Here is a 25,299-nt window from a genome sequence, read left to right on the forward strand (position 1 = left end):
GCGATGTTTCACGTGAAACATCGCCCCTCACTGCTGGGGTCGGATCAGATGTCCCCGAGGCAGAGCAGGAACTCGGCCCCGTCGCCCGTCTCGGCGTAGAAGCCGGTGGCCTTCTCGACCTTGCGGCACTCGGTCTCGGCGGTGAGCTCCGAGAAGTTGCCGTCGATCTTCTTCAGGACCTTGACCTCGGCCTCGGAGGAGGTGCAGTCCACGACCTCCATGCGGTCCGAGGAGGACGAGGCGGTCTTCAGGCAGTCACCCACGGCGGCCTGATCGGCGTCGTCCCGGCTGGCGATGTAGCCGCCGATGACCGCGGTGAGGACCGCGATGACGATGACCACGTTCTTGATCGTCTTGAAGCTCAGCTTGCGACGCGGCTGCTCCGGCGGGACGGGGGCGTACGGGGCGCCCTGCTGCGGGAAGCCGGGCTGCTGGGGCTGACCGCCCTGTGGCGGGTAGGGCGCCTGGGGCTGGCCCTGCGCGTAGGGGTTCTGACCCTGCGCGAACGGGTTGCCCTGGGGCGGCGGAGTAGTCACTTGGGGGTCCCCCTGGAAACGTAGATACGAGAACGCGCGGGAACCGCGCGTAAGACCCACGTAAGTTACAGCTCTCCACTGACAACTCCGCACCCAGGAGTGGCTCTGTGGCTCTGATGTGACACTTACCGGCGTTCAAAGCGGGCCATAGCCACCGCAACCGCTGCGTAGATCACCGCCACCGTCAGTACCAGGGGGACCGAGCGCCCGTCCGGGGGCAGCATCAGGGCGGCCACTCCGGCGGCGGCGACGAAGGCGACGTTGAACAGGACGTCGTAGAGGGAGAAGACCCGGCCGCGGAAGCCGTCGTCGACCGAGGACTGCACGATCGTGTCGGTCGAGATCTTCGCGCCCTGGGTGGTGAGGCCAAGGACGAAGGCTGCGACCAGCATGGGCTCGGTGGCGAAGGGCAGGCCGAGGGCGGGCTCCAGGGCGGCGGCGGACGCCGCGCAGATGAAGATCCAGCGGCCGGGGCCGAACCGGCCGGCGGCCCACGGGGTGAGCACCGCCGCCATGAAGAAACCGGCTCCCGAGACGCCCACCGCCAGCCCCAGCAGGGCGAGTCCGTCCTCGGTGTTGGTGGTGAGCGCGTATCGGCAGAGCATCAGGAGCATGACCGTCAGGGCGCCGTAGCAGAACCGCATCAGCGTCATCGACGCGAGTGCCCAGGCAGCCTCGCGTCGTGCGGGCGCGGCGAGGTGATGGAGACCCGCCACGAGGTCGCGGTAGGTGCCGGAGAGTGCCGCCCTCAGACGTGGCTGCACCAACTCGAGGTCCGGACCCAGCAGTTCCCGCCCCATGCGCAGCGACGCCAGCGCCGAGCAGAGGTACAGCGCGGCGCCCACCAGCACCACGGCGGCATCCGAGTCCGCGATCAGCAGCCGTACGACGAAGGCGACCCCGCCGCCCGCGGTCGCGGCGAGGGTTCCGGCCGTCGGGGAGAGGGAGTTGGCCATCACCAGGCGGTCCCCGTCGACCACGCGGGGCAGCGCGGCGGACAGGCCCGCGAGGACGAAGCGGTTGACGGCGGTGACGCACAGGGCGGAGACGTAGAAGAGCCAGTCCGGGACCTGGCTGATCATCAGGACGGCTGTGGCCGAGGCCAGCAGGGCGCGCAGCAGATTGCCGTACAGAAAGACCTGGCGGCGGCGCCAGCGGTCCAGCAGGGCGCCGGCGAAGGGGCCCACCAGGGAGTACGGGAGCAGCAGGACCGCCATGGCCGAGGCGATCGCGGTGGGTGAGGCCTGACGCTCCGGGGAGAAGACGACGTAGGTGGCGAGCCCGACCTGGTACACGCCGTCGGCGCCCTGGGAGAGCAGCCGCACGACGAGCAGGCGTCGGAAGTTCCGGAAGCGGAGCAGGACGCGTAGATCACGTACGACGGCCATGGGCACAGCCTCACATACGGGGAGGGTCCCCGGGCGCACTGCCCCAGGGACCCTCAGCCCGGAAAGAGGCGAGCCTCAGCGCTCGACCTCACCCTTGATGAACTTCTCGACGTTCTCGCGGGCCTCGTCGTCGAAGTACTGGACCGGCGGGGACTTCATGAAGTAGCTCGACGCCGACAGGATCGGGCCGCCGATGCCGCGGTCCTTGGCGATCTTCGCGGCGCGCAGGGCGTCGATGATCACGCCGGCCGAGTTCGGGGAGTCCCAGACCTCGAGCTTGTACTCCAGGTTCAGCGGGACGTCACCGAAGGCACGGCCCTCGAGGCGGACGTACGCCCACTTGCGGTCGTCGAGCCAGGCGACGTAGTCGGACGGGCCGATGTGGACGTTCTTCTCGCCGAGCTCACGGTCGGGGATCTGCGAGGTGACGGCCTGCGTCTTGGAGATCTTCTTGGACTCCAGGCGCTCGCGCTCGAGCATGTTCTTGAAGTCCATGTTGCCGCCGACGTTCAGCTGCATCGTGCGGTCCAGGATGACACCGCGGTCCTCGAACAGCTTCGCCATGACGCGGTGCGTGATGGTGGCGCCGACCTGCGACTTGATGTCGTCACCGACGATCGGGACGCCGGCCTCGGTGAACTTGTCCGCCCACTCCTTGGTGCCGGCGATGAAGACCGGGAGGGCGTTGACGAAGGCGACCTTGGCGTCGATGGCGCACTGGGCGTAGTACTTCGCCGCATCCTCGGAGCCGACGGGCAGGTAGCAGACGAGGACGTCGACCTGCTTGTCCTTGAGGACCTGGACGATGTCGACCGGCTCCTCGGCGGACTCCTCGATGGTCTCGCGGTAGTACTTGCCGAGGCCGTCGAGGGTGTGGCCGCGCTGGACGGTCACACCGGTGTTCGGGACGTCGCAGATCTTGATGGTGTTGTTCTCGGAGGCGCCGATGGCGTCCGCGAGGTCGAGACCGACCTTCTTCGCGTCGACATCGAACGCGGCGACGAACTCCACGTCACGGACGTGGTAGTCGCCGAACTGGACGTGCATCAGGCCGGGGACCTTGGACGCCGGGTCGGCGTCCTTGTAGTACTCGACTCCCTGCACCAGCGACGCCGCGCAGTTGCCCACGCCGACGACGGCTACGCGAACCGAACCCATTCCGGTTGCTCCCTGTGTGTACTCGGTGAGGCCCTGACGGGGACCTCACGTGGCGGTGTCGTCGGACGAATCCGGCCCGGAGGTGTCCCCGGGCCGGGGCAGGTCGCCCGACGCTCCAGTTGTGGTGTCCTGCTGAGCGGGCCCCCCGGTGGCGGATCCGCGAAGGTCCCGCCCGGCCCGCTCGCTCTCGATGAGCTCGTTCAGCCAGCGCACTTCGCGCTCCACGGACTCCATTCCGTGGCGCTGGAGCTCGAGGGTGTAGTCGTCGAGGCGCTCCCGGGTGCGGGCCAGGGAGGCGCGCATCTTCTCCAGGCGCTCCTCCAGCCGGCTGCGGCGGCCCTCCAGCACGCGCATGCGTACGTCACGGGAGGTCTGGCCGAAGAAGGCGAACCGGGCGGCGAAGGTCTCGTCCTCGTACGCGTCGGGGCCTGTCTGCGCCAGCAGCTGCTCGAAGTGTTCCTTACCTTCCGGCGTCAGCCGATAGACGATCTTTGCGCGACGGCCGGTGAGCGGAGCGGCGAGGGCGTCCTCGGGGGTGTTCCCCGGCTCCTCGATCAACCAGCCGTTGGCGACCAGCGTCTTGAGACAGGGGTAAAGCGTCCCGTAGCTGAACGCACGGAACACGCCCAGTGACGTATTGAGTCGTTTGCGCAGCTCATAGCCGTGCATCGGAGATTCGCGGAGCAGGCCGAGTACGGCGAACTCGAGGATCCCGGAACGCCGGCTCATCGTCGCCTCCTCTCTGCCGCGGTCGGGCCGTCACGGTCTTCATGTCGTGCTGATGTATCGACTCGATACATCAAGACGATAGAACGGCCCCTGGAATGCGACAAGAGGTGGAATCGTGAACGGCGTCACATCACTGATTCGTAGGAAGCAAGTTGCCTGTTTTGGGGTGAACTTCAGGACTAGGCGCGTTTTGGTGCTGCGTAGTCTGTGCGGCATGCACACCACCGGGAACCGAGATGCGTCTGGGGGCGTCCTCGTCCCCGGTGCAGTACGGATGAATGCGGAACCGACCACATCCGTACTTCGGGGGGACCGGAAACCAGCCGCCGTTTCCAGGCGCGCCAGGGTGCGCCTGCCCTAGGAGTAGTCGTTCGATGAGCGAGCACCGTCGCAAACCGCCGCAGCCGCAGGGAGGCGGACGTGCCGCGGCCCGACGCGGCCAGTCCGGTGCGTCCTCCGGCCGCCGAGCGGCACCGCGAGGCGCCACCGGGTCTCCTTCCGACGCGTACGGGTCGGGTTCCGCTGGTCCGGGAGGTGAGGAGCGGCCGTACGGCGGCCGCGCCGAGGCCCGGCGCGCGGCACAGAGAAGTGGTGGCAGTCGTCGCAGAGCGGCCGACCCCGGCCGGGGCAGCAGGCGTGCCGACGCGGCCGGACCGGGCCGGGGACGCACGGCGGCCTCCGACCAGAAGCGGATCATCGACTATCCGCGCGCGGGCAAGTACGGGTGGCGCCGCTGGGTGCCCTCCTGGAAGCTCGTCTCCGGCCTGTGCCTCGGCTTCTTCGGCAGCATGGTGGCCGTCGCCGGCATCGGATACGCCATGGTGGGCGTCCCGAACGTCGCGGACACTGCGACGGCGCAGAACAACGTCTACTACTGGTCCGACGGCTCCGAGATGGTGTCGACCGGTGGGGAGACCAACCGGCAGATCGTCAATCTGGCGCAGATCCCCAGAGAGATGCAGTACGCGGTCATCTCGCAGGAGAACAAGACCTTCAAGACGGACAGCGGCATCGACCCCAAGGGCATCGCCCGCGCGGTGTTCAACATGGCCCGGGGCGGTGAGACGCAGGGTGGTTCCACCATCACCCAGCAGTACGTCAAGAACGCCATGCTGGACGACCAGTCGCAGACGGTCAGCCGTAAGTTCAAGGAGCTCTTCGTCTCCATCAAGGTGGGCACCTCGGTCTCCAAGGACGAGATCATGGCGGGCTACCTCAACACCGCGTACTACGGTCGCAGCGCCTTCGGTATCCAGGCGGCCGCCCGCGCGTACTTCAACAAGGACGCCATCCAGCTGAACGCGGGCGAGTGCGCGTTCCTGGCGGCCATGCTCAAGGGCGCCACGTACTACGACCCGGCCGGCGCGACCTCCATCGACAGCGCCGCCACGCCGGAGGCGAACAAGAAGCGGGCCCTGCGTCAGATGCAGGACACGCTGGACAAAATGGTTGAGTACGGCCATCTGAGCGCCACGGAGCGAGCCAAGTACACCGATCTGCCCAAGGTCGAGAACCCCCGGGCGAACCGGGCGCTGAGCGGCCAGATCGGTTACCTCGTGGACCTCGCCAACGGCTACCTGCTCAACAACAGCGAGAAGACTGGCGTCACCGAGCGCAAGCTCCGGGAAGGCGGCCTGTCGATCAAGACGACCTTCAACAAGGAGAAGGTCGCTGAGCTCGAGAAGGCGGTCAAGAAGGTCCAGAAGGCCAACATTGATCCCAAGAAACGCCCCGAGACGGACACGCACGTCCAGTTCGGTGGCGCTTCCGTGGATCCGGAGAGCGGCGCCATCGTGGCCATCTACGGCGGTGAGGACGCGACCAAGCACTTCACCAACAACGCCAACGAGACCGGCGCCCAGGTCGGATCGACGTTCAAGCCGTTCGTGCTCGCGGCCGCCATGAAGTGGGGCGTCCGCGATCCCGACCTCGGCCCCACGCAGGCCCAGGACGAGCGCACGGTCGTCTCGCCCAAGAGCCTGTACAGCGGCAAGAACAAGCTCAAGATCAAGAACTATGACGGCTCGGTCTGGCACAACGACAAGGATGAGGAGTGGCTGCAGGTCAACGACGGTGACGAGACCTACGGCGACGCACCGAACTACCAGATCGATCTCCGCGAGGCAATGCAGTTCTCGGTGAACTCGGCCTATGTGCAGCTCGGCATGGACGTCGGCCTGGACAAGGTCAAGGAGGCGGCCATCGACGCGGGCGTGCTGGAGGGCAGCCTGGCAGGCATCGACTACCCGTCGTTCTCCCTCGGCATCTCCGACCCCAGCGCGATCCGTATGGCGGGCTCGTACGCCACCTTCGCGGCCAGCGGCAAGCAGAATGATCCGTACTCCGTCCAGAAGGTCACGGACAAGGACGGCACGCTCTACGAGCACGAGGGCCGGGCCAAGCAGGCCTTCAGCGCGAAGGTCGCCGACAACGTCACCGACGTCCTGAAGACCGTGGTCGAGGACGGTACGGGTACCAACGCCCAGCTGACGGGCCGAGAGGTGGCCGGCAAGACCGGTACCACCGACGGCAACAAGTCGGCCTGGTTCGTCGGCTACACCCCTCAGCTGTCGACCGCGATCAGCATGTTCCGATACCCCGACGACGAGAACATCAAGAACCGGACGTTCCTGGAGATGTACGGAACGGGCGACCAGAAGTCGATTCACGGTGCCTCGTTCCCGGCCGAGATCTGGCACGACTACATGGAACAGGCCATGAAGGGCATGCCGGTCAAGGACTTCCCGGAGCCCGAACCCATCGGTGAGGTGATCAACGAGGCGCCGTCGCCGACGCCGACTCCCACGGTCACCGAGACCGAGGAGGAGAGCCCGAGCCCGACGCCGACGCCCACTCAGTCCGAGGTCACCCCCTCGCCCTCCGCGAGCGACACCTGTGGCGCCTTCGAGTGGAACTGCGAGGACACCGGCGGCACGGATACCGGCGGTACGGACACCGGCGGCACAGACGGTGGCGTGACCACATCGCCCGTACCCACGGAGACGGGTGACGAGAACGGCAACAACGGCAACGGCAACGGAGGCGGTCTCTTCGCAGGCCCGACCGGCTGAGCCGTCGCAGCGACATGACCGGGCCCTGGCTTTTGCCAGGGCCCGGTCGCGTGTGTGCCTAAGAAGGGGCCGGACCGACCTTGATCACCTGCCGGTCCGGCCTCTGTCGTGACCCGTTCCACATCCGGGACGAGTGCGCCGACGGGCACTCCGTCGTACTCCAGGTCCACGCGGCCTGTGTGTACGAGGGCGACACGAAGCCGGCTTGTGCCTCCACCTGGGAAAAGGGCGAGGCGTAGAGGGTGCTGCCTGCCCTTTGAGGTGAACGCCCGGCCAGGGGGTCCTGGCCGGGCGTTCGTGGTCTTCGCGGTCCGAAGGCCTCCCGTCGGCGGCACCTCACAGGCGCCTACGGCAGGATGTGGCCCATGCCCAGTGCAGAAACGACGCGAGCGAGCGTCCACGAGCCGGACCCGGTGCGGCCGACCAAGGAGGACGAGGTCGCCGCAGCCGGCAGCGAGCTGATCGGCGGTCCCCTGGGCCGGCGCGCCCTCCTCGGGACGTCCTGGTGGACTCCCGTGCGGGTGATCGCGCTCGTGGCGGTCGGTGTGTTCGCCCTCGGACTGGTCCAGAAGGCGCCCTGCTACAACGGCGCCTGGTTCTTCGGCGCCAGTTCCCAGTACACGCACGCGTGCTACTCGGACATCCCGCACCTCTACAACGGGCGTGGCTTCGCCGACGGGCTGGTGCCGTACTTCGACAGGATCCCCGGCGACATGGAGTACCTCGAGTACCCCGTGCTGACCGGCGTGTTCATGGAGGTCGCCGCCTGGATCACGCCCGGCACCGGCAGCATGCAGGACCAGCAGCAGTGGTACTGGATGGTCAACGCCGGGATGCTGATGGTCTGCGCCGTCGTCATCGCCGTCTGTGTGACCCGGATCCACGCCCGGCGCCCCTGGGACGGTCTGCTGGTCGCCCTGGCGCCCGCCCTGGCGCTGACCGCCACCATCAACTGGGACCTGCTGGCGGTCGCTCTGACGGCCGCGGCGATGCTGATGTGGTCGCGGGGCCGGTCCGTGGCCTTCGGCGTGCTGCTGGGGCTCGCCACGGCCGCCAAGCTCTATCCGCTCTTCCTGCTGGGGCCGCTGTTCGTGCTGTGCTGGCGGGCGGGCAAATGGCGGGACTTCGGCAAGGCGCTGGCGGGCGCGGCCGTCGCCTGGCTGGTCGTGAACCTGCCGGTGATGCTCTTCGCCTTCGACGGCTGGTCGAAGTTCTACACGTTCAGCCAGGAACGCGGCGTCGACTTCGGGTCGTTCTGGCTGATCCTGGTCCAGAACTCAAGCGACCCGCTCAGCACCGAGACGGTCAACCTCCTCGCCACGCTTCTGATGCTGCTGTGCTGTGTCGGCGTGGCGGCGCTCACCTTCACTGCGCCGCGCCGTCCGCGCTTCGCCCAACTGGCCTTCCTGATCGTCGCGGCGTTCGTCCTCACCAACAAGGTCTACTCGCCGCAGTACGTCCTGTGGCTGATCCCGCTGGCCGTGCTGGCCCGGCCGAAGTGGCGGGACTTCCTGATCTGGCAGGCGTGCGAGGTGGCGTACTTCCTGGGGATCTGGATGTACCTCGCGTACACGACCAGCGGAGACGCCCACAAGGGACTGCCGACCGACGGCTACCACTGGGCGATCGGCGTGCACCTGTTGGGCACCCTGTACCTGTGCGTCGTCGTCGTGCGCGACATCCTCATGCCGGACCGGGACGTGGTGCGCAGGGGCGGTGAGGACGACCCCTCCGGGGGTGTGCTCGACCGGGCCGAGGATGTGTTCGTCCTCGGGCCGGCGGCCCGTCCGCCGCGGCACGCGGCCCAGTTCGAGGGGCCTCAGGTGGAGTGGGGCAGCGGGAAGGGGGCCGGCGACTCGAAGGCGGCTGGCGGTTCGCTTTGAGCGAACGGGCCCAGGGGCGGCGTCGTAGTCCAGAGCAGAGCCATGAGAAGGGCCGTACACCGGGATTCCGGGTACGGCCCTTTTCGGCTGTGCTGTCTGTCGTGCCAGTCGTCGCCGTCAGCGGTCCATGAGACGGTCGAACTGCGTGGTGGTGTGCCGCAGATGGGCCACCAGCTCGTCACCGACCTTCGGCTCCGGCGCGTCCGACGGCACGAACAGGATGGACACCTGCATGTGCGGCGGCTCGGCGAACCAGCGCTGCTTGCCGCCCCAGACGAACGGCGAAAGGTTCCGGTTCACCGTGGCCAGGCCGGCGCGGGCGACGCCCTTCGCGCGCGGCATGACGCCGTGCAGCGCCTTGGGGGCCTCCAGGCCCACCCCGTGCGACGTACCGCCCGCCACGACCACCAGGTAGCCGTCCGAGGCCGTCTTCTGCTGCCGGTAGCCGAAGCGGTCGCCCTTGGCGACACGCGTGACGTCCAGGACCGCCCCGCGGTACTCGGTGGCATCGTGGTCCCCCAGCCACAGCCGGGTGCCGATACGCGCGCGGAAGCGGGTCTGCGGGAACTGCTGCTGCAGCCGGGCGAGTTCGTCGGCCTTGAGATGGCTGACGAACATCGTGTGCAGCGGCAGCCGGGCCGCGCGCAGGCGGTCCATCCAGCCGATGACCTCCTCGACTGCGTCCGAGCCGTCGGCGCGGTCCAGCGGCAGGTGGATGGCGAAGCCCTCCAGCCGTACGTTCTCGATGGCGGCGTGCAGCTGCGGCAGGTCCTGCTCGCTGATGCCGTGCCGCTTCATGGAGGACATCACCTCGATGACGACGCGGGCGCCCACGAGGCCGTACACGCCGTCGACCGACGACACCGAGCGGATGACGCGATCGGGCAACGGTACGGGCTCCTCGGCGCGTCGGTACGGCGTCAGCACCAGCAGGTCACCCCCGAACCAGTCCTTGATGCGCGCGGCCTCGTACGTCGTGCCCACGGCGAGGATGTCCGAGCCCAGCCGTGTGGCCTCCTCGGCGAGCCGTTCGTGTCCGAAGCCGTAGCCGTTGCCCTTGCAGACCGGGACGAGGCCCGGGAACTGCTCCTGCACATGCTTGTGATGCGCCCGCCAGCGCGCGGTGTCGACGTAGAGCGTGAGCGCCATGGCCGGACCTGGAACCTTTCTCGTGGCTGCGGTGTATCAGAGGTGTGGAAGCTATCGAAGCAAATGCCAGGGGCTCAGCGGCGCGACATGTAGATGTCGAGCGCCTTGTGGAGCAGCTTGTTCAGCGGGAAGTCCCACTCGCCGAGGTACTCGGCGGCCTGGCCGCCCGTGCCGACCTTGAACTGGATCAGACCGAAGAGGTGGTCCGACTCGTCCAGCGAGTCCGAGATGCCGCGCAGGTCGTAGACGGTCGCACCGAGCGCGTAGGCGTCGCGCAGCATCCGCCACTGCATCGCGTTCGAGGGCCGGACCTCGCGGCCGATGTTGTCCGAGGCCCCGTAGGAGTACCAGACGTGCCCGCCGACGATCAGCATGGTCGCCGCGGACAGGTTCACGCCGTTGTGGCGCGCGAAGTACAGCCGCATGCGGTTGGGGTCCTCGGTGTTGAGGGCCGTCCACATGCGCTCGAAGTACGACAGCGGGCGGGGCCGGAAGTGGTCGCGCACCGCGGTGATCTCGTACAGCCGCTGCCACTCCTCGAGGTCGTGGTAGCCGCCCTGGACGACCTCGACGCCGGCCTTCTCGGCCTTCTTGATGTTGCGGCGCCACAGCTGGTTGAAGTCCTTGTGGACCTCTTCCAGGGAGCGGTTCGCCAGCGGCACCTGGAAGACGTAGCGGGGCTGTACGTCGCCGAAGCCGGCGCCCCCGTCCTCGCCCTGCTGCCAGCCCATACGACGGAGCTTGTCGGCGACCTCGAAGGCGCGCGGCTCGATGAAGTCGGCCTCGATGTCCCGCAGACGCTTGACGTCCGGGTCCTGGATGCCCTTCTTGATGGACGCGGCCTCCCAGCGCCGGATGATCACCGGCGGGCCCATCTTCACGGAGAAGGCGCCCTGTTGCTTGAGGTGGGCCAGCATCGGCTGGATCCAGTCGTCGAGATTCGGCGCGAACCAGTTGATGACCGGGCCCTCGGGGAGGTAGGCGAGGTAGCGCTTGATCTTGGGCAGCTGGCGGTAGAGGACCAGGCCCGCGCCGACCAGCTCGCCGGTCCGCTCGTCGAACCAGCCGAGGTTCTCGGAGCGCCACTCCGCCTTGACGTCCGCCCAGGCCGGAACCTGCATGTGACTCGCCGACGGCAGGCTCTGGATATAGGCCAGATGCTGCTCTCGACTGATGGTCCTCAGGGTCAGGCTCATTCGGGGCGCTCCTCGGGCTGGTGTGTCCCCATGGGTTCAGGGGCTCCGGCTCTCGCGCCGAAGCCTACTGCGCCCCACGAGCGCCCCGACTGGGCGTGCGCAACCTTCGCCCCGGCCTGTCGCGGCCGCGACGGTGAGCACCGTGCCCCGGAAGGGCTCGGCGCGGTATCAGAAGAATGTGCCCGGGCGGGTCAGAAGAGCCCGCCGAAGAGACCCCCGTGGGCCATGCCCAGGAAGAAGCCGACGGCCGAGGCGCCGAGGCCCAGCACCAGTCCGAAGCGTTCGCGGGTCGTCTCCGAGATCCACTGGCCGTACGCCCCGGTGAGGATCCCCACCAGGCCGGTCCAGGAGCTGATCAAGTGAAGGCTGTGGAACATCGCCGTGACGAAGGAGACCACTCCGAGTACCAGGGTCACCGCGAGCAGTGCGTGCTGGACGGGGTGGGGCCGGCCGTCCGTGGCGAAGAGGGATCCGGCGGTGTTGGGTCGCAATGCCTGTGCCATGGGGCACCTCCTGCGGAAGGCGGCGCATCGTAGCGCCATACACACCCGATGTGTACAGATTGACGGTCACCCCGGCCGGATTTCAACCGGAAGCCGGTGTGCGGGTACTCTGTACCGTCTGCACCGGTGTCTGCCCAGGCCACGGCTGGACGCCCCAACCGGGCTCCGATTGTCAGTGGTGGCCGATACCGTTGCGTACGCATCACAACCCTCCTGCCACGGAACGACCGTGGCCGCTGAGTCCAAAGGAGGTGGGTTCCACATGCGTCACTACGAGGTGATGGTCATCCTCGACCCCGACGTCGAGGAGCGCGCTGTCTCTCCTCTGATCGAGAACTTCCTGTCTGTCGTCCGTGACGGTGGCGGAAAGGTCGAGAAGGTCGACACCTGGGGTCGTCGTCGTCTCGCGTACGAGATCAAGAAGAAGCCCGAGGGCATCTACTCGGTCATCGACCTGCAGGCCGAGCCTGCGGTCGTGAAGGAGCTCGACCGCCAGATGAACCTGAACGAGTCGGTCCTCCGGACCAAGGTCCTCCGCCCCGAGACCCACTGAGCTTCCGCTCGGTTGATCCCGGGATTCGAGTAGCACCACAAGCAGCCAGCAGCAAACCCGCCGAGAGGTTCCCCCATGGCAGGCGAGACCGTCATCACGGTCATCGGCAACCTTGTCGATGACCCCGAGCTGCGCTTCACCCCCTCCGGTGCGGCGGTCGCGAAGTTCCGTGTCGCGTCCACGCCCCGCACCTTCGACCGGCAGACCAATGAGTGGAAGGACGGCGAGAGCCTCTTCCTGACCTGCTCGGTCTGGCGCCAGGCGGCGGAGAACGTCGCCGAGTCGCTTCAGCGAGGCATGCGCGTCATCGTGCAGGGCCGGCTGAAGCAGCGGTCCTACGAGGACCGTGAGGGTGTCAAGCGCACGGTCTTCGAGCTGGACGTCGAGGAAGTCGGCCCCAGCCTGCGCAACGCCACGGCCAAGGTCACCAAGACCACCGGCCGAGGTGGCCAGGGCGGTTACGGCGGCGGTGGCGGCCAGCAGGGTGGCGGCGGCTGGGGCGGTGGCCCCGGTGGCGGCCAGCAGGGTGGCGGCGCTCCCGCCGACGACCCGTGGGCGACCGGCGCTCCCGCCGGTGGCGGCCAGCAGGGCGGCGGTGGCTGGGGCGGTGGCTCCGGCGGCAGCGGTGGCGGCTACTCGGACGAGCCCCCCTTCTAAGCCTCGCGGCTGAGGGTGGGCCGTACCCACACTTCTTGATCACACAGGAGAAACACCATGGCGAAGCCGCCTGTGCGCAAGCCGAAGAAGAAGGTCTGCGCTTTCTGCAAGGACAAGGTCACGTACGTGGACTACAAGGACACGAACATGCTGCGGAAGTTCATTTCCGACCGCGGCAAGATCCGTGCCCGCCGCGTGACCGGCAACTGCACGCAGCACCAGCGTGACGTCGCCACGGCCGTCAAGAACAGCCGTGAGATGGCGCTGCTGCCCTACACGTCCACCGCGCGCTAAGGGAAGGGTGACCGACTCATGAAGATCATCCTCACCCACGAGGTCTCCGGCCTCGGTGCCGCGGGCGACGTCGTCGACGTCAAGGACGGTTACGCTCGCAACTACCTGATCCCACGGAAGTTCGCTATCCGCTGGACCAAGGGTGGCGAGAAGGACGTCGAGCAGATCCGTCGCGCTCGCAAGATCCACGAGATCCAGACCATCGAGCAGGCCAACCAGATCAAGGCCCAGCTCGAGGGTGTCAAGGTCCGCCTGGCCGTCCGCTCCGGCGACGCCGGCCGTCTCTTCGGTTCCGTCACCCCGGCCGACATCGCCTCGGCGATCAAGGCTGCCGGTGGCCCCGAGGTCGACAAGCGCCGCATCGAGCTCGGCTCGCCGATCAAGACGCTGGGCGCCCACGAGACGTCCGTGCGTCTGCACCCCGAGGTTGCCGCCAAGGTCAACATCGAGGTCATCGCTGCGTAAGCGTTGCGCTCGCTGAAGCAGTGAGTGGGGCTGCATCCTCCGGGGTGCGGCCCCACTCGCGTGTTGGGGCGGGGTGTTTTTTGGAGAGCGGGCGGTGGCGGGTGTTTCACGTGAAACACCCGCCATGGGGCGCCGTTTCTCGGGCGAGCCATGAGGCTGTCCCTCGGGCGGTGTTTCACGTGAAACACCGAGCCGGAGGCAGCTCCGCACACCGCTGCCTGCCCGGCAGCTTGCTCAGCGCGTCGCGCCCGTGACGAGCCAGCGGCCCGAGCGGGTGCGTAGCCACAGGGTGAGCATGCGGACTGTCATCATCAGGGTCATGGCCGCCCAGAGAGCGGTGAGCCCGCCGCCTACGGTAGGCACGACAAGCGCAACGGGTGTGAAGACCGCCAGGGTGAGGAGCATCGCCCAGGCAAGGTACGGGCCGTCACCGGCTCCCATGAGGACGCCGTCCAGGACGAAGACCACGCCGCAGATCGGCTGGGAGAGCGCCACCACCAGCAGGGCGGGGAGCGCGGCGTCCTTCACGGCGGAGTCGCTGGTGAAAAGAGGGAGGAAGGCCGGGCGGGCCACGACGACCAGAACGCCGAGGCCAAGACCGACCACGACGCCCCACTGGACCATGCGGCGGCAGACATCGCGGGCTCCTTGGGGGTCGTCGGCTCCGAGATAGCGTCCGATGATGGCCTGTCCGGCGATCGCGATGGCATCGAGCGCGAAGGCCAGCAGGCTCCACAGGGAGAGGATGATCTGGTGGGCGGCGATATCGGCGTCGCCGAGGCGGGCCGCGACGGCCGTCGCAATCATCAGGATCGCCCGCAGCGAGAGCGTGCGGACCAACAGCGGCGCCCCGGCCTGTGCGGAGGCCCGGATACCGGCGGCGTCCGGGCGCAGTGAGGCGCCGTGTCTGCGGGCTCCGCGCACGACGACCACGAGGTAGACGGCGGCCATGCCGCACTGGGCGATCACGGTGCCCCAGGCGGAGCCGGCGATGCCGAGGCCGGCGCCGTAGACGAGGGCCGCGTTGAGGGCGCCGTTGGCGATGAAGCCTGCGACGGCGACGTAGAGCGGCGTCTTGGTGTCCTGCAGACCGCGCAGGACACCGGTCGCGGCAAGGACGATGAGCATGGCGGGGATGCCGAGGGACGAGATCCGCAGGTACGTGATCGCGTAGGGGGCAGCGGTGTCCGAGGCGCCGAAGAGTTCCACAAGGAACGGTGCCGTGGGCAGGACGACGGCGATGACGCCGGCGCCCAGCAGCAGTGCCAGCCAGATGCCGTCCATGCCCTGGCGGATCGCCGCCGGGAGGTCACCGGCGCCCACTCGCCGGGACACGGCTGCCGTGGTGGCGTAGGCGAGGAAGACGAAGACGCTGACGGCGGTCGTGAGGAGCGCCGAGGCAACGCCGAGTCCGGCGAGTTGGGCCGTGCCGAGGTGGCCGACGATCGCGCTGTCGGCCAGGACGAAGAGGGGCTCGGCGACCAGTGCGCCGAAGGCCGGGACGGCCAGCGAGACGATCTCTCGATCGTGTCGTCGCCGGGCGGCCCTGGGGGTCGCGGGAGCCTGTGTCATGAGCACCAATCTAATCTTCCACAGGTAAGTGATGCAATGCCATTGTGCCCCTTACTCAATCTCTTGCGGTGTGTGCTGTCGGGCACTGTTCGAAGAGAACTTGGGCCGACTGGGGAAGTTTTTCTTCTGCACAGCCGGTGGATGGGAAAGGTGCAGGTCAGAGTCTGTTTGGAGGCGGCGGTGCGGGCTTGTTCACAGGGCTGTCCACCGCGTCGTGCACAGGTTTCGCGGAGTTCTCCACAGCATCCGGGCGGTCGTCCACATGGCCTGTGGATAACCAGATTGGCTGACGGTGCCGGGGGGCCTACCGTTGTCCGGCGCCCGCTCCCTCCGTCGGCCGTGAAACCGTCACAAAACCGACGCGTCAGAACCGGAGTTGGGCCTCTCAGTTTGTCAGTGCCGTGCCGTAGAAATGATGGGCACGGCGAGGTCCGCTCGGCGGACGGGAGGAGGTGGCTCGGTGAGTATTTCCGAGCCCTTGGACGACCCGTGGGCCGACAGCGGGCCGAGCGATCGTCTGCCCTCCCGCCGCCGTGGCGACGGCGGTCGGGGTCGCGAAGAGCAGCATGAGCGGGGCCGGGACAACGGCACCTGGGACGGAGGAGGTTCTTCATCCTTCGAGCGGGTCCCACCGCAGGATCTCAACGCCGAACAGTCCGTGCTGGGCGGCATGCTGCTGTCTAAGGACGCCATCGCCGATGTCGTGGAAATCCTCAAGGGGCACGACTTCTACAAGCCCGCGCACGAGACGATCTACCAGGCGATCCTCGACATCTACGCCAAGGGCGAGCCGGCCGACCCCATCACGATCGCCGCCGAGCTCACCAAGCGCGGCGAGATCAACAAGGTCGGCGGTGCGTCGTATCTGCACACGCTCGTCCAGACGGTGCCGACGGCGGCGAACGCCGAGTACTACGCGGAGATCGTCCATGAGCGGGCCGTACTGCGCCGACTCGTGGAGGCCGGCACGCGAATCACTCAGATGGGATACGCGGCCGACGACGACGTCGACGAGATCGTCAACCGCGCCCAGGCCGAGATCTACGCGGTCACCGAGCAGCGCACCAGCGAGGACTATCTCCCGCTCGGCGACATCATGGAGGGCGCGCTCGACGAGATCGAGGCGATCGGTTCACGCACCGGCGAGATGACCGGTGTACCCACGGGCTTCACCGACTTCGACTCGCTCACCAACGGCCTGCATCCGGGCCAGATGATCGTCATCGCCGCGCGTCCCGCGATGGGTAAGTCGACGCTCGCGCTGGACTTCGCCCGGGCCGCGTCGATCAAGAACAACCTGCCGAGCGTCATCTTCTCGCTCGAGATGGGGCGCAACGAGATCGCGATGCGTCTGCTGTCCGCCGAGGCCCGTGTCGCGCTGCATCACATGCGCTCCGGCACGATGACCGACGAGGACTGGACGCGGCTGGCCCGCCGGATGCCGGATGTCTCCGCGGCTCCGCTCTACATCGACGACTCCCCGAACCTGTCGATGATGGAGATCCGCGCCAAGTGCCGCCGCCTCAAGCAGCGCAACGACCTCCGGCTGGTCGTCATCGACTACCTCCAACTCATGCAGTCGGGCGGTTCCAAGCGCGCCGAGAGCCGCCAGCAGGAGGTTTCGGACATGTCGCGAAACCTCAAGCTGCTGGCCAAGGAGCTGGAGATCCCGGTCATCGCGCTCTCTCAGCTGAACCGTGGCCCCGAGCAGCGCACCGACAAGAAGCCGATGGTCTCCGACCTGCGTGAATCCGGCTCGATCGAGCAGGACGCCGACATGGTCATCCTGCTGCACCGCGAGGACGCCTACGAGAAGGAGTCGCCCCGCGCGGGCGAGGCGGACCTGATCGTCGCCAAGCACCGAAACGGCCCGACCGCGACCATCACCGTTGCCTTCCAGGGTCACTACTCGCGCTTCGTGGACATGGCTCAGACCTGACCGCTGCCTGCGGCCATGGGCGTCGGCAGGCGTGGTAGCTCTGCACGGCCGCCGGCCGCCGGGAAATGGGCTCGACGTCCGTCGTCCGGCCGGATGGACTGGGGGCATGACTACATCTCAGGAAGAGCTGCTTCCCGCCACTCGCCGTGCGTTGCTGCACCGGCTCGCCGTGGCTCAGTCCGAGGGACGTGCCCCGTCGATGGTCGCGGCGGTGGTGCGGGACGGGCGTGCTGTGTGGCACGGAGCGCGCACGTCGGTGGACGGGCAGGTGCCGGACGAGAACGTGCAGTACAGGATCGGTTCGATCACCAAGACGTTCACGGCGGTTCTGGTGCTGCGGTTGCGTGACGAGGGCCTCCTCGACCTCGGTGACCGGCTGGAGAAGCATCTGCCGGGTACGAGCGCCGGCGAAGCCACCATCGCCGAACTGCTGGCGCACACCAGCGGGCTGGCCGCCGAGTCCCCCGCTCCCTGGTGGGAGCGCAGCCCGGGATCGCTGCGCCCGGGGTTGGCCGATGTGCTCGGTGAACAGCCCTTCCTGCACCCGGCCGGGCGGCGTTTCCACTATTCGAACCCGGGCTACACCCTGCTGGGCGCGCTCGTCGAGAGGCTGCGCGGTGCTCCCTGGGAGGACGTGCTGCGGCGCGAGGTGCTCCAGCCTCTGGGCCTCGACCGGACGAGTGCGCGGCCGTCGTCGTCGCACGCCGGTGGCTGGGCGGTGCATCCGTGGGCCGATGTGTTGTTGCCGGAGCCCGCTGAGGACCTCGGGCGGATGGCTCCTGCCGGTCAGCTCTGGTCGACCACCGGGGATTTGGCTCGATTCGCGGTGTTCCTCGCCCAGGGCGACGAGCGGGTGCTGAGTGCGGAGACCGTACGGGAGATGCGGGCGCCCGCGGCGCCGGCCGAGGCCGCGGATGTCGCCAACGGGGTGACGTACGGACTCGGGCTGCAGATCCAGCATGGGGACGGTCGGCTGCTCGTGGGTCACTCCGGCTCGCTGCCGGGCTTCCTTGCGAATCTGACCCTGAGCGTTGAGGACGACGTCGCGGCGGTGGTGCTCGCCAACTGCACGTCCGGTCCGCTGCTGGCGACGGTCGGCGCCGACCTCGTACGCATCGTCGCCGAGGCCGAGCCGCGCATCCCCGAACCGTGGCGCCCGCTGCCTGAAGTCGATCCATCCGTACTGGAGTTGGCGGGCCAGTGGTACTGGGGGACGTACGCCTTCGGCCTGCGCCTGACCGGAGGCGGCGGGGTGTCACTGGAGCCGTTGTCCGGGAAGGGGCGTGGCGCGCGCTTCCGGGCCAATGGAGACGGCACCTGGACCGGGCTGGAGGGCTACTACGCCGGAGAGCTGTTGCGGCCCGTGCGGCGAGCGGACGGGTCCTTGAGTCACCTCGACCTCGGGTCGTTCGTGTTCACGCGCCAGCCGTACGACGAGACAGTGGAAGTGCCGGGTGGAGTGGACCCGGAGGGGTGGCGGGGGATCGGTTAGGCGTCCGATGGAAGATGCCGAGCAAGGGCCATGTTTCACGTGAAACATGGCCCTTCGCGGCACAGGAGCTTCAGAGCTGAAGCTTGAAGCCCACGTGGGACGCCGTGAAGCCGAGCCGCTCATAGAAGCGGTGGGCGTCCAGACGGGAGTTGTCGGACGTCAGCTGCACCAACTGGCACCCCTGCTGACGGGATTCCTCGATCGCCCACTCGATGAGCTGGGTACCCAGCCCGCTTCCACGCTCGTCGGCGTGGATCCGGACACCCTCGATGATCGACCTGGTGGCGCCACGCCGGGAAAGCCCGGGGATGATCGTGAGCTGCAGCGTGCCGACCACGCGGCTCTCGCGAACGGCGACCACCAGGTGCTGGCTCGGGTCGCCGCCGAGGCGCTCCAGCGCGGCCCGGTACGGGGTCAGGTCGTCCGGTGACTCGCGCTGCGCGCCCAGCGGGTCGTCGGCGAGCATGCCGACGATCGCGGGGAGGTCGTCCGTGACCGCGGCTCGTATCTCAAGATCTCCCATGCCCGCACCCTATGTGGGCACGCTCACCGACTCCACGACCCGGACCAGCGGGACCAGCTCGGGGTTCTTGGCCGCCTCGTCGAGCGCTTCGCGCAGGGCGGCGTCATTGGTCGGCCGCGCCTCCTCCAGGAGCTTCAGCCCCGCCTCGGTCACGTTGGTGTAGATGCCACGGCGGTCGGTGGGGCACAGATACCGCTCCAGCAGACCGCGGTCCTCCAGCCGGGTGACCAGCCGCGTGGTGGCGCTCTGGCTGAGGACGACCGCGTCGGCGACCTGCTTCATCTGCAGATGCCCGCCGTCGCCGTCGTGCTGTCGGCTGAGTACGTCGAGCAGGGAGTACTCGCGCACGCTCAGGCCGTGCTTGGCCTGCAGGGCGCGCTCGATGCGCGCCTCGATTCTCCCGTGCAGCAAGGAGAGGGCGCACCAGCCCTGGGCGAGGGCGGTGAGCGCGGGGTCCGTCGCTGTCATTGGCGTTTCCTCCGTCCCGGAGCGGCTGAGTCCAGGATAGAGCAACTTCGCAATAGTCCGTGGTTGCATGTAGCCCGCGTCTGCAATTATTGTGGAGGCACGCAAAGCGCTCCTGCAATCGTCTGGGAAGGTGTATCCCCCCATGCCTCTCGCGCTTCTGGCCCTCGCGATCGGGGCCTTCGGAATCGGCACGACCGAGTTCGTGATCATGGGCTTGCTGCCCGAGGTTGCGACCGACTTCGGGGTCTCCATCCCGACAGCCGGCTTTCTGGTGACCGGCTATGCGCTCGGCGTGATGTTCGGCGCCCCGCTGATGACCGTCCTCGGCACCAAGGTCTCCCGTAAGCGGATGCTGATGGTGCTGATGGGTCTGTTCATCGTTGGCAACGTGCTCTCCGCGCTGGCTCCTGCCTTCGCCGTGATGCTGATCGGCCGTGTGGTCGCCTCACTCGCCCACGGCGCCTTCTTCGGCATCGGCTCGGTGGTTGCCGCCGAGCTGGTCGCCCCGGACAAGAAGGCCGGAGCCATCGCGATGATGTTCACCGGCCTGACCGTCGCCAACGTCGTCGGCGTCCCGCTGGGCACGCTCGTCGGACAGTCCCTGGGCTGGCGGGTCACCTTCGCCATCGTCGCCGCGCTCGGTGTCGTCGGCCTGGCCGGCATCGCCAAGCTCGTCCCCGAGATGCCCAAGCCCGAGGGCGTCCACCTGAGGCACGAACTGGCCGCCTTCAAGAACGTCCAGGTTCTGCTCGCCATGGCGATGACCGTCCTCGGCTTCGGCGGCGTCTTCGCGGCCATCACCTACATCGCGCCGATGATGACGCACGTCGCCGGCTTCGCCGACGGCTCCGTCACCTGGCTGCTGGTCCTCTTCGGCCTCGGAATGGTCGGCGGCAACCTCGTCGGCGGCAAGTTCGCCGACCGCGCCCTGATGCCGATGCTGTACGTCTCCCTGGGCGCCCTCGCGGTCGTGCTCGCGCTCTTCACACTCACGGCGCACGACAAGATCCTCTCGGCCATCAGCATCGCGCTGATCGGCGCCCTGGGCTTCGCCACCGTCCCGCCGCTGCAGAAGCGCGTCCTCGACCAGGCGCACGGCGCCCCGACCCTCGCCTCCGCGGTGAACATCGGCGCCTTCAACCTGGGCAACGCCCTCTCCGCCTGGCTCGGCGGCCTGGTCATCGCGGCAGGCCTCGGCTACACGGCCCCGAACTGGGTCGGCGCCATCCTCGCCGCTGCCGCTCTGCTCCTCGCCGTCCTCTCGGCGGCGCTGGAGCGCCGCGACAGCACCCCGAGCGCGGTCGTCGCGGCCGGCGCTGAGGAGCGGGCCGCCGTCCACCACTGACCGCGCCGGACACGGCAGGACCCTACGCCCCGCCGTAGGTCCCACACCGTCCGCTCACCACTGAACCGAGCCGGGTCCACGCGGGGCCAGGGCCGTCCCCGCGCCGCCCGTCCGAACCCCTCAACAGCACCACACGCAAGGAGAAACCCCGCAATGAGCACCACCGCCGCCGTAGCGCCCCTGACCATTCAGGACGCCGAGGTTCTCGTCACCGCAGCTCGTCGGGCCGCCGAGGCTGCCGGGGCGACCGTCAGCGTCACCGTCCTGGACGCCGGTGGGCACCTGCTCGCCTTCCGGCGCGACGACCGGGCCGTGCTGATCTCCGGAGAGACCAGCACCCGCAAGGCGTACACCGCCCTCCAGCTGAACGCGCCCACCGCCGACCTGGTCGACGCGGTCAAGCCCGACGGGCCGTTCCACTCCCTGCAGACCGCCCTCGACCGGCCGCTGCTGTTTATCGCGGGCGGCCTGCCGATCCACCGTGACGGGCGACTGATCGGCGCCATCGGAGTGGGCGGCGGCGCCCCGGAGCAGGACCACGGCTTCGCCACGGCCGCCGTCGAGGCGCTCGCCTGACGGCAGCTCCGTTCGTCGATGACAGGACGCCGGTTCCCTACGGGACCGGCGTTCCCCCCTTTTTCCGAACCTCAGCCCGCTGCCACCGTCAGCGGAGCGAAGCGTCGGGTCCAGTCACCGGGGAGCTCCGCCACCCCGTACGTCATCACCGCGTTGAACGCGATCGACGCCATGCCACGCTGCTTCACCCACGTCAAAAGCTCCTCGTGCCGGACGTCGATGTCGGTGCGCAACGGGCGGTCCGTGTGGGCGGCGAGAGAGGCGATCAGCGACTTCGCCGTCTCCGTGTCCCGGGCGATCAGTGGACCGACGACATGCGTGTCCATGTTGGGCCAGGCGGCCGTGTAGCCGATGATCCGGCCGTCCTCCTCCGCGACCCGCACTTGGTCGGCGAAGGCGGGCAGCCGCGTGATGATGTGCGTGCGGTCGGCGCCGAACACCTCGGCGTCGATACGGAGGATCTTGGTGAGGTCCTCGCCGGTGGCCGGACGTGTGGCCACCCTGGGCTCGGGTCCGCCAGGCATGAAAAAGCCGCGCACCATTTCTGCGCGGCCGGTGACCTTGAAGCCGAGTTCCTCATAGAGCGGGCGACCGTTCGGCGTCGCGTGCAGAGTCAGTGGCGTGGCACCCATCGCCGACACTACGTGCTGCATCAACCGGCGCCCGACGCCCTGGCGTGCGTGCCGCTCGGCGACCAGGACCATCCCCACGGCTCCGAGTTCCGGGCGTTCCTGCGGCCCGTACTCGGTGATCGCGCAGGCGGCCACGAGCCCTCCCTGAGGGTCGTCGATGCCGTATCCCTTCCCGGCGGTCAGGAGGAAGCTCCATTTGTGTTCCTCGCGCGGCCACCCCCGGTCCTCGGACAAGTCGGCGCAGACCTTGAGGTCGCGGCGGGTCAGACGGCGAATCGGCAGAGCAGCGAGGGAAGGAGTAGGCACGCAGGTCAGGCTGTCTGACTGGTGCCCTTGACGTCCACCTGTTTCGGCAGAGACGTATGCCCTTTTGGCCAACTCGTGGGGTAGTGCGGGACGCATGCACAAGCGCGGGGTGTTTCACGTGAAACATCGGCGAACGGTGAGCATCCATCAGGACCTCCGGCATCTGACGGGCCTCACGACCCACTCGTACGCGGGGAAGGATCTGTGGGATGTCTATGAATTGATGCGGCACGCCCCGTAATTGGGGGAATCGCTGGATCGCCACATAGTCAAATTCGTGGTCGTGGAAGGGGGGACTTGTGTGCGGGGCGGTGGCCGGTATGGTCGACTCCGGTTCCCGTACGGGATGCGGAGCGCACTTCCCATGGGGGCCGAGAGCAGGGCAATGCAGCCTAACGGGACGGAGAGATCGAAGACCGGCATTCTCGGTTGAGCGGCCGGGCGTCCATGCGAAGTGGGACGCTACGGTGAGGCGCTGCGGCCAATGTCACACTCTCGTCCTACTTGTCCGTAAGCAGCGGGAACAAGGGTTGACTATGGCTGCGTTGGCCGCGACGCCGAACGGGATCAGCAGCCGGCTGCGGAAGAAGTAGGCATCTTCCGACCGAGGAAGTGCGCAGACCGACCGAGAGATGTTCGAGGCGAGGCACACACCATGGACGCTCCGACCACCACGTCGGCCGACGACGGCCCTTCGGGCGGGGGCGGCTGGTTCACGCCGCGCAAGACGCCGGTGCCGACTCAGGGGACCGAGCGGGAGGCGGCGGACGGCCGCCGCCTGGCCGGCATGCGCCCCATGGGCCGGGCCACGCCAGGCACCAACCCGAGCGGGCCGACGGACGAGGCCGTACCGGACGCCACCTCGCAGGGCACGGAGCCGCACGGACATCTCGAAGCCGACGGGCCGCTTGCCCGGCCCTACGTCGCCGAGACCCTCTCCCGGCCGCATATGACGGCCCCGGCCGCCGAAGGGCGGCCTCGCCCGCCATTCGGAGTCCCGCCCGCCGGTGGCGCCGAGCCGGCGCCGCAAACAGGCACGGGCGCGTCCCCGTGGGGACGGGAGGCAGTGACGCCGGGAGGGGCCGGGGCCGCGGATGCGTTGACCGCAGCGCGACCGCCGGAGCCGCACGCGCGAACGCGCGACCCGGAGCCGCACGGACGGGCACAGGCCCCGCAGGCAGCAAGGCCGTCGGAGGCCTTCGCCGCGTCGCGCGCCCACGGTGCCAGGCCCGCCGGCACCGACGTCGCGGGGGACCACGAGCGAATAACCCAGGCAGCCATATCCACCCCCGCGCCGCTCCCGCCTCACACCGAATCGCCGCCCGCCGACCAACGCGCGGCAGCCCTCACCGAGGCCCCGCCCGCCCCGCACCGCGTGCCCACCCAGCGCCACGCCCCGGCAGACCACACCGAGCCGTCCCTGTTCACGGCCGGCGGGAACCCCTCTGCCGCTCCGGCGGCACCACACCCCGAGCCGTCCGTCGCCCCGGTGGCCCCGCACAGCGAGCCGTCGAGCCACGCCCCGCACCCGCAGCCGCAGGCACCCGCCTCCGCCTCGCGCCCACAGCAGCACACGCCCACCTCCACCCCGTACCCGCCCGCCACACCAACCGGCACCACCCCGCAGGCCGCCCCCTCAAGCCCGGCCCCGCACGCCGAACCGTCCACCGCCACCGCCACCGCCACCGCCCCCGCCCCCGCCCCCGCGTCCCAGGAGGACGCCTCCCCGGACGCCGTCCTCGTCCGGCGCACCATGGCCACGGTCGCCCCCGTCGCCGACAAGGTCACCTCGTACTTCTACGCTCTGCTCTTCGTCCGCCACCCCGACCTGCGCCCCCTCTTCCCCGCCGCGATGGACGCCCAGCGGGACCGCCTGCTCAAGGCGTTGCTCACCGCCGCCGAGCATGTCGACAACGCCGACGTGCTCGTCCCCTATCTGCAGAATCTGGGCCGCGGCCACCGCAAGTACGGCACCCGGCCCGAGCACTATCCGGCTGTCGGCGAGTGTCTGATCGGCGCACTGAGCCGGTACGCCGAGTCCGTCTGGGACGACGAGACGGAGGCGGCCTGGGTACGGACGTACACGACGATCTCGCAGGTCATGATCGACGCGGCGGCCGCGGACGAGCTGCGCTCCCCGGCCTGGTGGTACGCGGAGGTCGTCTCGCACGACCTGAGGACCCCGGACGTCGCGGTCATCACCGTCCGCCCGGACCAGCCCTACCCGTTCCTCGCCGGGCAGTACACGAGCCTGGAGACACCGTGGTGGCCGCGCATATGGCGGCACTACTCCTTCGCCTCCGCACCCCGCTCCGACGGACTGCTCAACTTCCATGTGAAGGCGGTCCCGGCGGGCTGGGTATCCAACGCCCTGGTGCACCGTGCCCGGCCCGGTGACGTCGTCCGCCTCGGCCCGCCCGCCGGTTCGATGACCGTGGACCACACCACCGACAGTGGACTGCTCTGCCTGGGCGGCGGTACGGGCATCGCGCCCATCAAGGCCCTGATCGAGGACGTCGCCGAGCACGGCGAGCGGCGATCGGTCGAGGTGTTCTACGGAGCCCGCACCGACCACGACCTGTACGACATCGACACGATGCTCAGGCTCCAGCAGACGCACCCCTGGCTCTCCGTGCGCGCGATCATCGACCAGCAGGCGCACATCCAGCTCCCCGACGCCATACGGGAGTACGGCCCCTGGAACGAGTACGACGCCTATCTGTCGGGCCCGCCCGGCATGATCCGCAGCGGCGTGGACGCGCTGCGGGACGTCGGCATTCCGTTCGAGCGCATACGGCACGACTCCTTGGAGGAACTCGTCGCCGCCGGAAGCTGACGGGCGCGGCCAAAGGCGAACGTCGACC

General features: G+C 68.7%; 22 protein-coding genes. 11 read left to right on the plus strand and 11 right to left on the minus strand.

The window, feature by feature from the left end; all coding sequences use genetic code 11:
• Positions 1-44 precede the first annotated feature (44 nt).
• From I2W78_RS19260 to I2W78_RS19275, 4 genes are all read right to left on the minus strand, one after another.
• Positions 45-536 (minus strand): LppU/SCO3897 family protein, encoded by a 492-nt coding sequence (locus I2W78_RS19260; RefSeq protein WP_196461527.1) that lies wholly within the window; start codon positions 534-536, stop codon positions 45-47.
• Positions 537-661: 125 nt separating this feature from the next.
• Complete coding sequence (locus I2W78_RS19265) at positions 662-1,924, minus strand: MFS transporter (RefSeq protein ID WP_196461528.1); 1,263 nt, start codon at positions 1,922-1,924, stop codon at positions 662-664.
• 75 nt (positions 1,925-1,999) lie between these two features.
• Positions 2,000-3,082 carry an inositol-3-phosphate synthase gene (locus I2W78_RS19270; RefSeq protein WP_196461529.1) on the minus strand — a complete coding sequence of 361 codons (1,083 nt, stop codon included), beginning with the start codon at positions 3,080-3,082 and terminating at the stop codon, positions 2,000-2,002.
• Positions 3,083-3,127: 45 nt separating this feature from the next.
• The gene (locus tag I2W78_RS19275; RefSeq protein ID WP_196461530.1) at positions 3,128-3,811 is read right to left on the minus strand and encodes a PadR family transcriptional regulator; all 684 of its coding nucleotides are present in this window, start codon (positions 3,809-3,811) and stop codon (positions 3,128-3,130) included.
• A 374-nt stretch (positions 3,812-4,185) separates the two neighbouring features.
• Here I2W78_RS19275 and I2W78_RS19280 point away from each other — a divergent pair, with 374 nt between their 5' ends.
• Positions 4,186-6,882: a transglycosylase domain-containing protein gene (locus I2W78_RS19280; protein WP_196461531.1), complete on the plus strand. Its 2,697-nt coding sequence runs from the start codon at positions 4,186-4,188 to the stop codon at positions 6,880-6,882.
• 356 nt (positions 6,883-7,238) lie between these two features.
• Complete coding sequence (locus I2W78_RS19285; RefSeq protein WP_196461532.1) at positions 7,239-8,765, plus strand: glycosyltransferase family 87 protein; 1,527 nt, start codon at positions 7,239-7,241, stop codon at positions 8,763-8,765.
• A 117-nt stretch (positions 8,766-8,882) separates the two neighbouring features.
• Here the strand turns inward: I2W78_RS19285 and I2W78_RS19290 are convergent, their stop codons facing one another.
• The 3 genes from I2W78_RS19290 to I2W78_RS19300 all read right to left on the minus strand — a co-directional run bounded on the left by I2W78_RS19290 (position 8,883) and on the right by I2W78_RS19300 (position 11,613).
• Positions 8,883-9,914: an alanine racemase gene (locus tag I2W78_RS19290; RefSeq protein WP_196461533.1), complete on the minus strand. Its 1,032-nt coding sequence runs from the start codon at positions 9,912-9,914 to the stop codon at positions 8,883-8,885.
• Positions 9,915-9,988: 74 nt separating this feature from the next.
• Positions 9,989-11,110 (minus strand): peptidoglycan bridge formation glycyltransferase FemX, encoded by a 1,122-nt coding sequence (femX, locus tag I2W78_RS19295; protein WP_196461534.1) that lies wholly within the window; start codon positions 11,108-11,110, stop codon positions 9,989-9,991.
• Between the two features lie 191 nt (positions 11,111-11,301).
• Complete coding sequence (locus tag I2W78_RS19300) at positions 11,302-11,613, minus strand: hypothetical protein (RefSeq protein WP_196461535.1); 312 nt, start codon at positions 11,611-11,613, stop codon at positions 11,302-11,304.
• Between the two features lie 262 nt (positions 11,614-11,875).
• Between I2W78_RS19300 and rpsF the strand changes: the two genes are divergently transcribed.
• The 4 genes from rpsF to rplI all read left to right on the plus strand — a co-directional run bounded on the left by rpsF (position 11,876) and on the right by rplI (position 13,582).
• Complete coding sequence (gene rpsF, locus I2W78_RS19305) at positions 11,876-12,166, plus strand: 30S ribosomal protein S6 (protein ID WP_003991486.1); 291 nt, start codon at positions 11,876-11,878, stop codon at positions 12,164-12,166.
• A gap of 75 nt (positions 12,167-12,241) precedes the next feature.
• Positions 12,242-12,823 (plus strand): single-stranded DNA-binding protein, encoded by a 582-nt coding sequence (locus I2W78_RS19310; protein ID WP_196461536.1) that lies wholly within the window; start codon positions 12,242-12,244, stop codon positions 12,821-12,823.
• 57 nt (positions 12,824-12,880) lie between these two features.
• Positions 12,881-13,117 (plus strand): 30S ribosomal protein S18, encoded by a 237-nt coding sequence (gene rpsR / locus I2W78_RS19315; protein WP_003949403.1) that lies wholly within the window; start codon positions 12,881-12,883, stop codon positions 13,115-13,117.
• Between the two features lie 18 nt (positions 13,118-13,135).
• Positions 13,136-13,582, plus strand: a complete 447-nt coding sequence (gene rplI / locus I2W78_RS19320; protein WP_196461537.1) for a 50S ribosomal protein L9 — start codon at positions 13,136-13,138, stop codon at positions 13,580-13,582.
• A gap of 234 nt (positions 13,583-13,816) precedes the next feature.
• Here the strand turns inward: rplI and I2W78_RS19325 are convergent, their stop codons facing one another.
• The gene (locus tag I2W78_RS19325) at positions 13,817-15,154 is read right to left on the minus strand and encodes an MATE family efflux transporter (protein ID WP_196461538.1); all 1,338 of its coding nucleotides are present in this window, start codon (positions 15,152-15,154) and stop codon (positions 13,817-13,819) included.
• A 460-nt stretch (positions 15,155-15,614) separates the two neighbouring features.
• Between I2W78_RS19325 and dnaB the strand changes: the two genes are divergently transcribed.
• The gene (gene dnaB / locus I2W78_RS19330) at positions 15,615-17,093 is read left to right on the plus strand and encodes a replicative DNA helicase (RefSeq protein WP_196461539.1); all 1,479 of its coding nucleotides are present in this window, start codon (positions 15,615-15,617) and stop codon (positions 17,091-17,093) included.
• Positions 17,094-17,199: 106 nt separating this feature from the next.
• Positions 17,200-18,585 carry a serine hydrolase domain-containing protein gene (locus I2W78_RS19335; protein ID WP_196461540.1) on the plus strand — a complete coding sequence of 462 codons (1,386 nt, stop codon included), beginning with the start codon at positions 17,200-17,202 and terminating at the stop codon, positions 18,583-18,585.
• A 70-nt stretch (positions 18,586-18,655) separates the two neighbouring features.
• On the opposite strand, the gene I2W78_RS19340 is transcribed toward I2W78_RS19335, so the two are convergent.
• Together I2W78_RS19340 and I2W78_RS19345 are read right to left on the minus strand one after the other, a co-directional pair.
• Positions 18,656-19,108: a GNAT family N-acetyltransferase gene (locus tag I2W78_RS19340; protein ID WP_196461541.1), complete on the minus strand. Its 453-nt coding sequence runs from the start codon at positions 19,106-19,108 to the stop codon at positions 18,656-18,658.
• A gap of 9 nt (positions 19,109-19,117) precedes the next feature.
• Positions 19,118-19,576: a MarR family winged helix-turn-helix transcriptional regulator gene (locus I2W78_RS19345; RefSeq protein ID WP_196461542.1), complete on the minus strand. Its 459-nt coding sequence runs from the start codon at positions 19,574-19,576 to the stop codon at positions 19,118-19,120.
• Between the two features lie 142 nt (positions 19,577-19,718).
• Here I2W78_RS19345 and I2W78_RS19350 point away from each other — a divergent pair, with 142 nt between their 5' ends.
• Complete coding sequence (locus tag I2W78_RS19350) at positions 19,719-20,921, plus strand: MFS transporter (protein ID WP_196461543.1); 1,203 nt, start codon at positions 19,719-19,721, stop codon at positions 20,919-20,921.
• A gap of 153 nt (positions 20,922-21,074) precedes the next feature.
• Complete coding sequence (locus I2W78_RS19355; protein WP_196461544.1) at positions 21,075-21,497, plus strand: GlcG/HbpS family heme-binding protein; 423 nt, start codon at positions 21,075-21,077, stop codon at positions 21,495-21,497.
• 71 nt (positions 21,498-21,568) lie between these two features.
• Here the strand turns inward: I2W78_RS19355 and I2W78_RS19360 are convergent, their stop codons facing one another.
• On the minus strand, positions 21,569-22,435 hold the full coding sequence (locus tag I2W78_RS19360; protein WP_196461545.1) for a GNAT family N-acetyltransferase: 867 nt from the start codon (positions 22,433-22,435) through the stop codon (positions 21,569-21,571).
• Between the two features lie 1,375 nt (positions 22,436-23,810).
• Here I2W78_RS19360 and I2W78_RS19365 point away from each other — a divergent pair.
• The gene (locus tag I2W78_RS19365) at positions 23,811-25,271 is read left to right on the plus strand and encodes a globin domain-containing protein (protein ID WP_374222725.1); all 1,461 of its coding nucleotides are present in this window, start codon (positions 23,811-23,813) and stop codon (positions 25,269-25,271) included.
• Positions 25,272-25,299 lie beyond the last annotated feature (28 nt).

This window comes from Streptomyces spinoverrucosus, from assembly GCF_015712165.1.
In the GTDB taxonomy this organism is placed as follows: Bacteria; Actinomycetota; Actinomycetes; order Streptomycetales; family Streptomycetaceae; genus Streptomyces; species Streptomyces spinoverrucosus_A.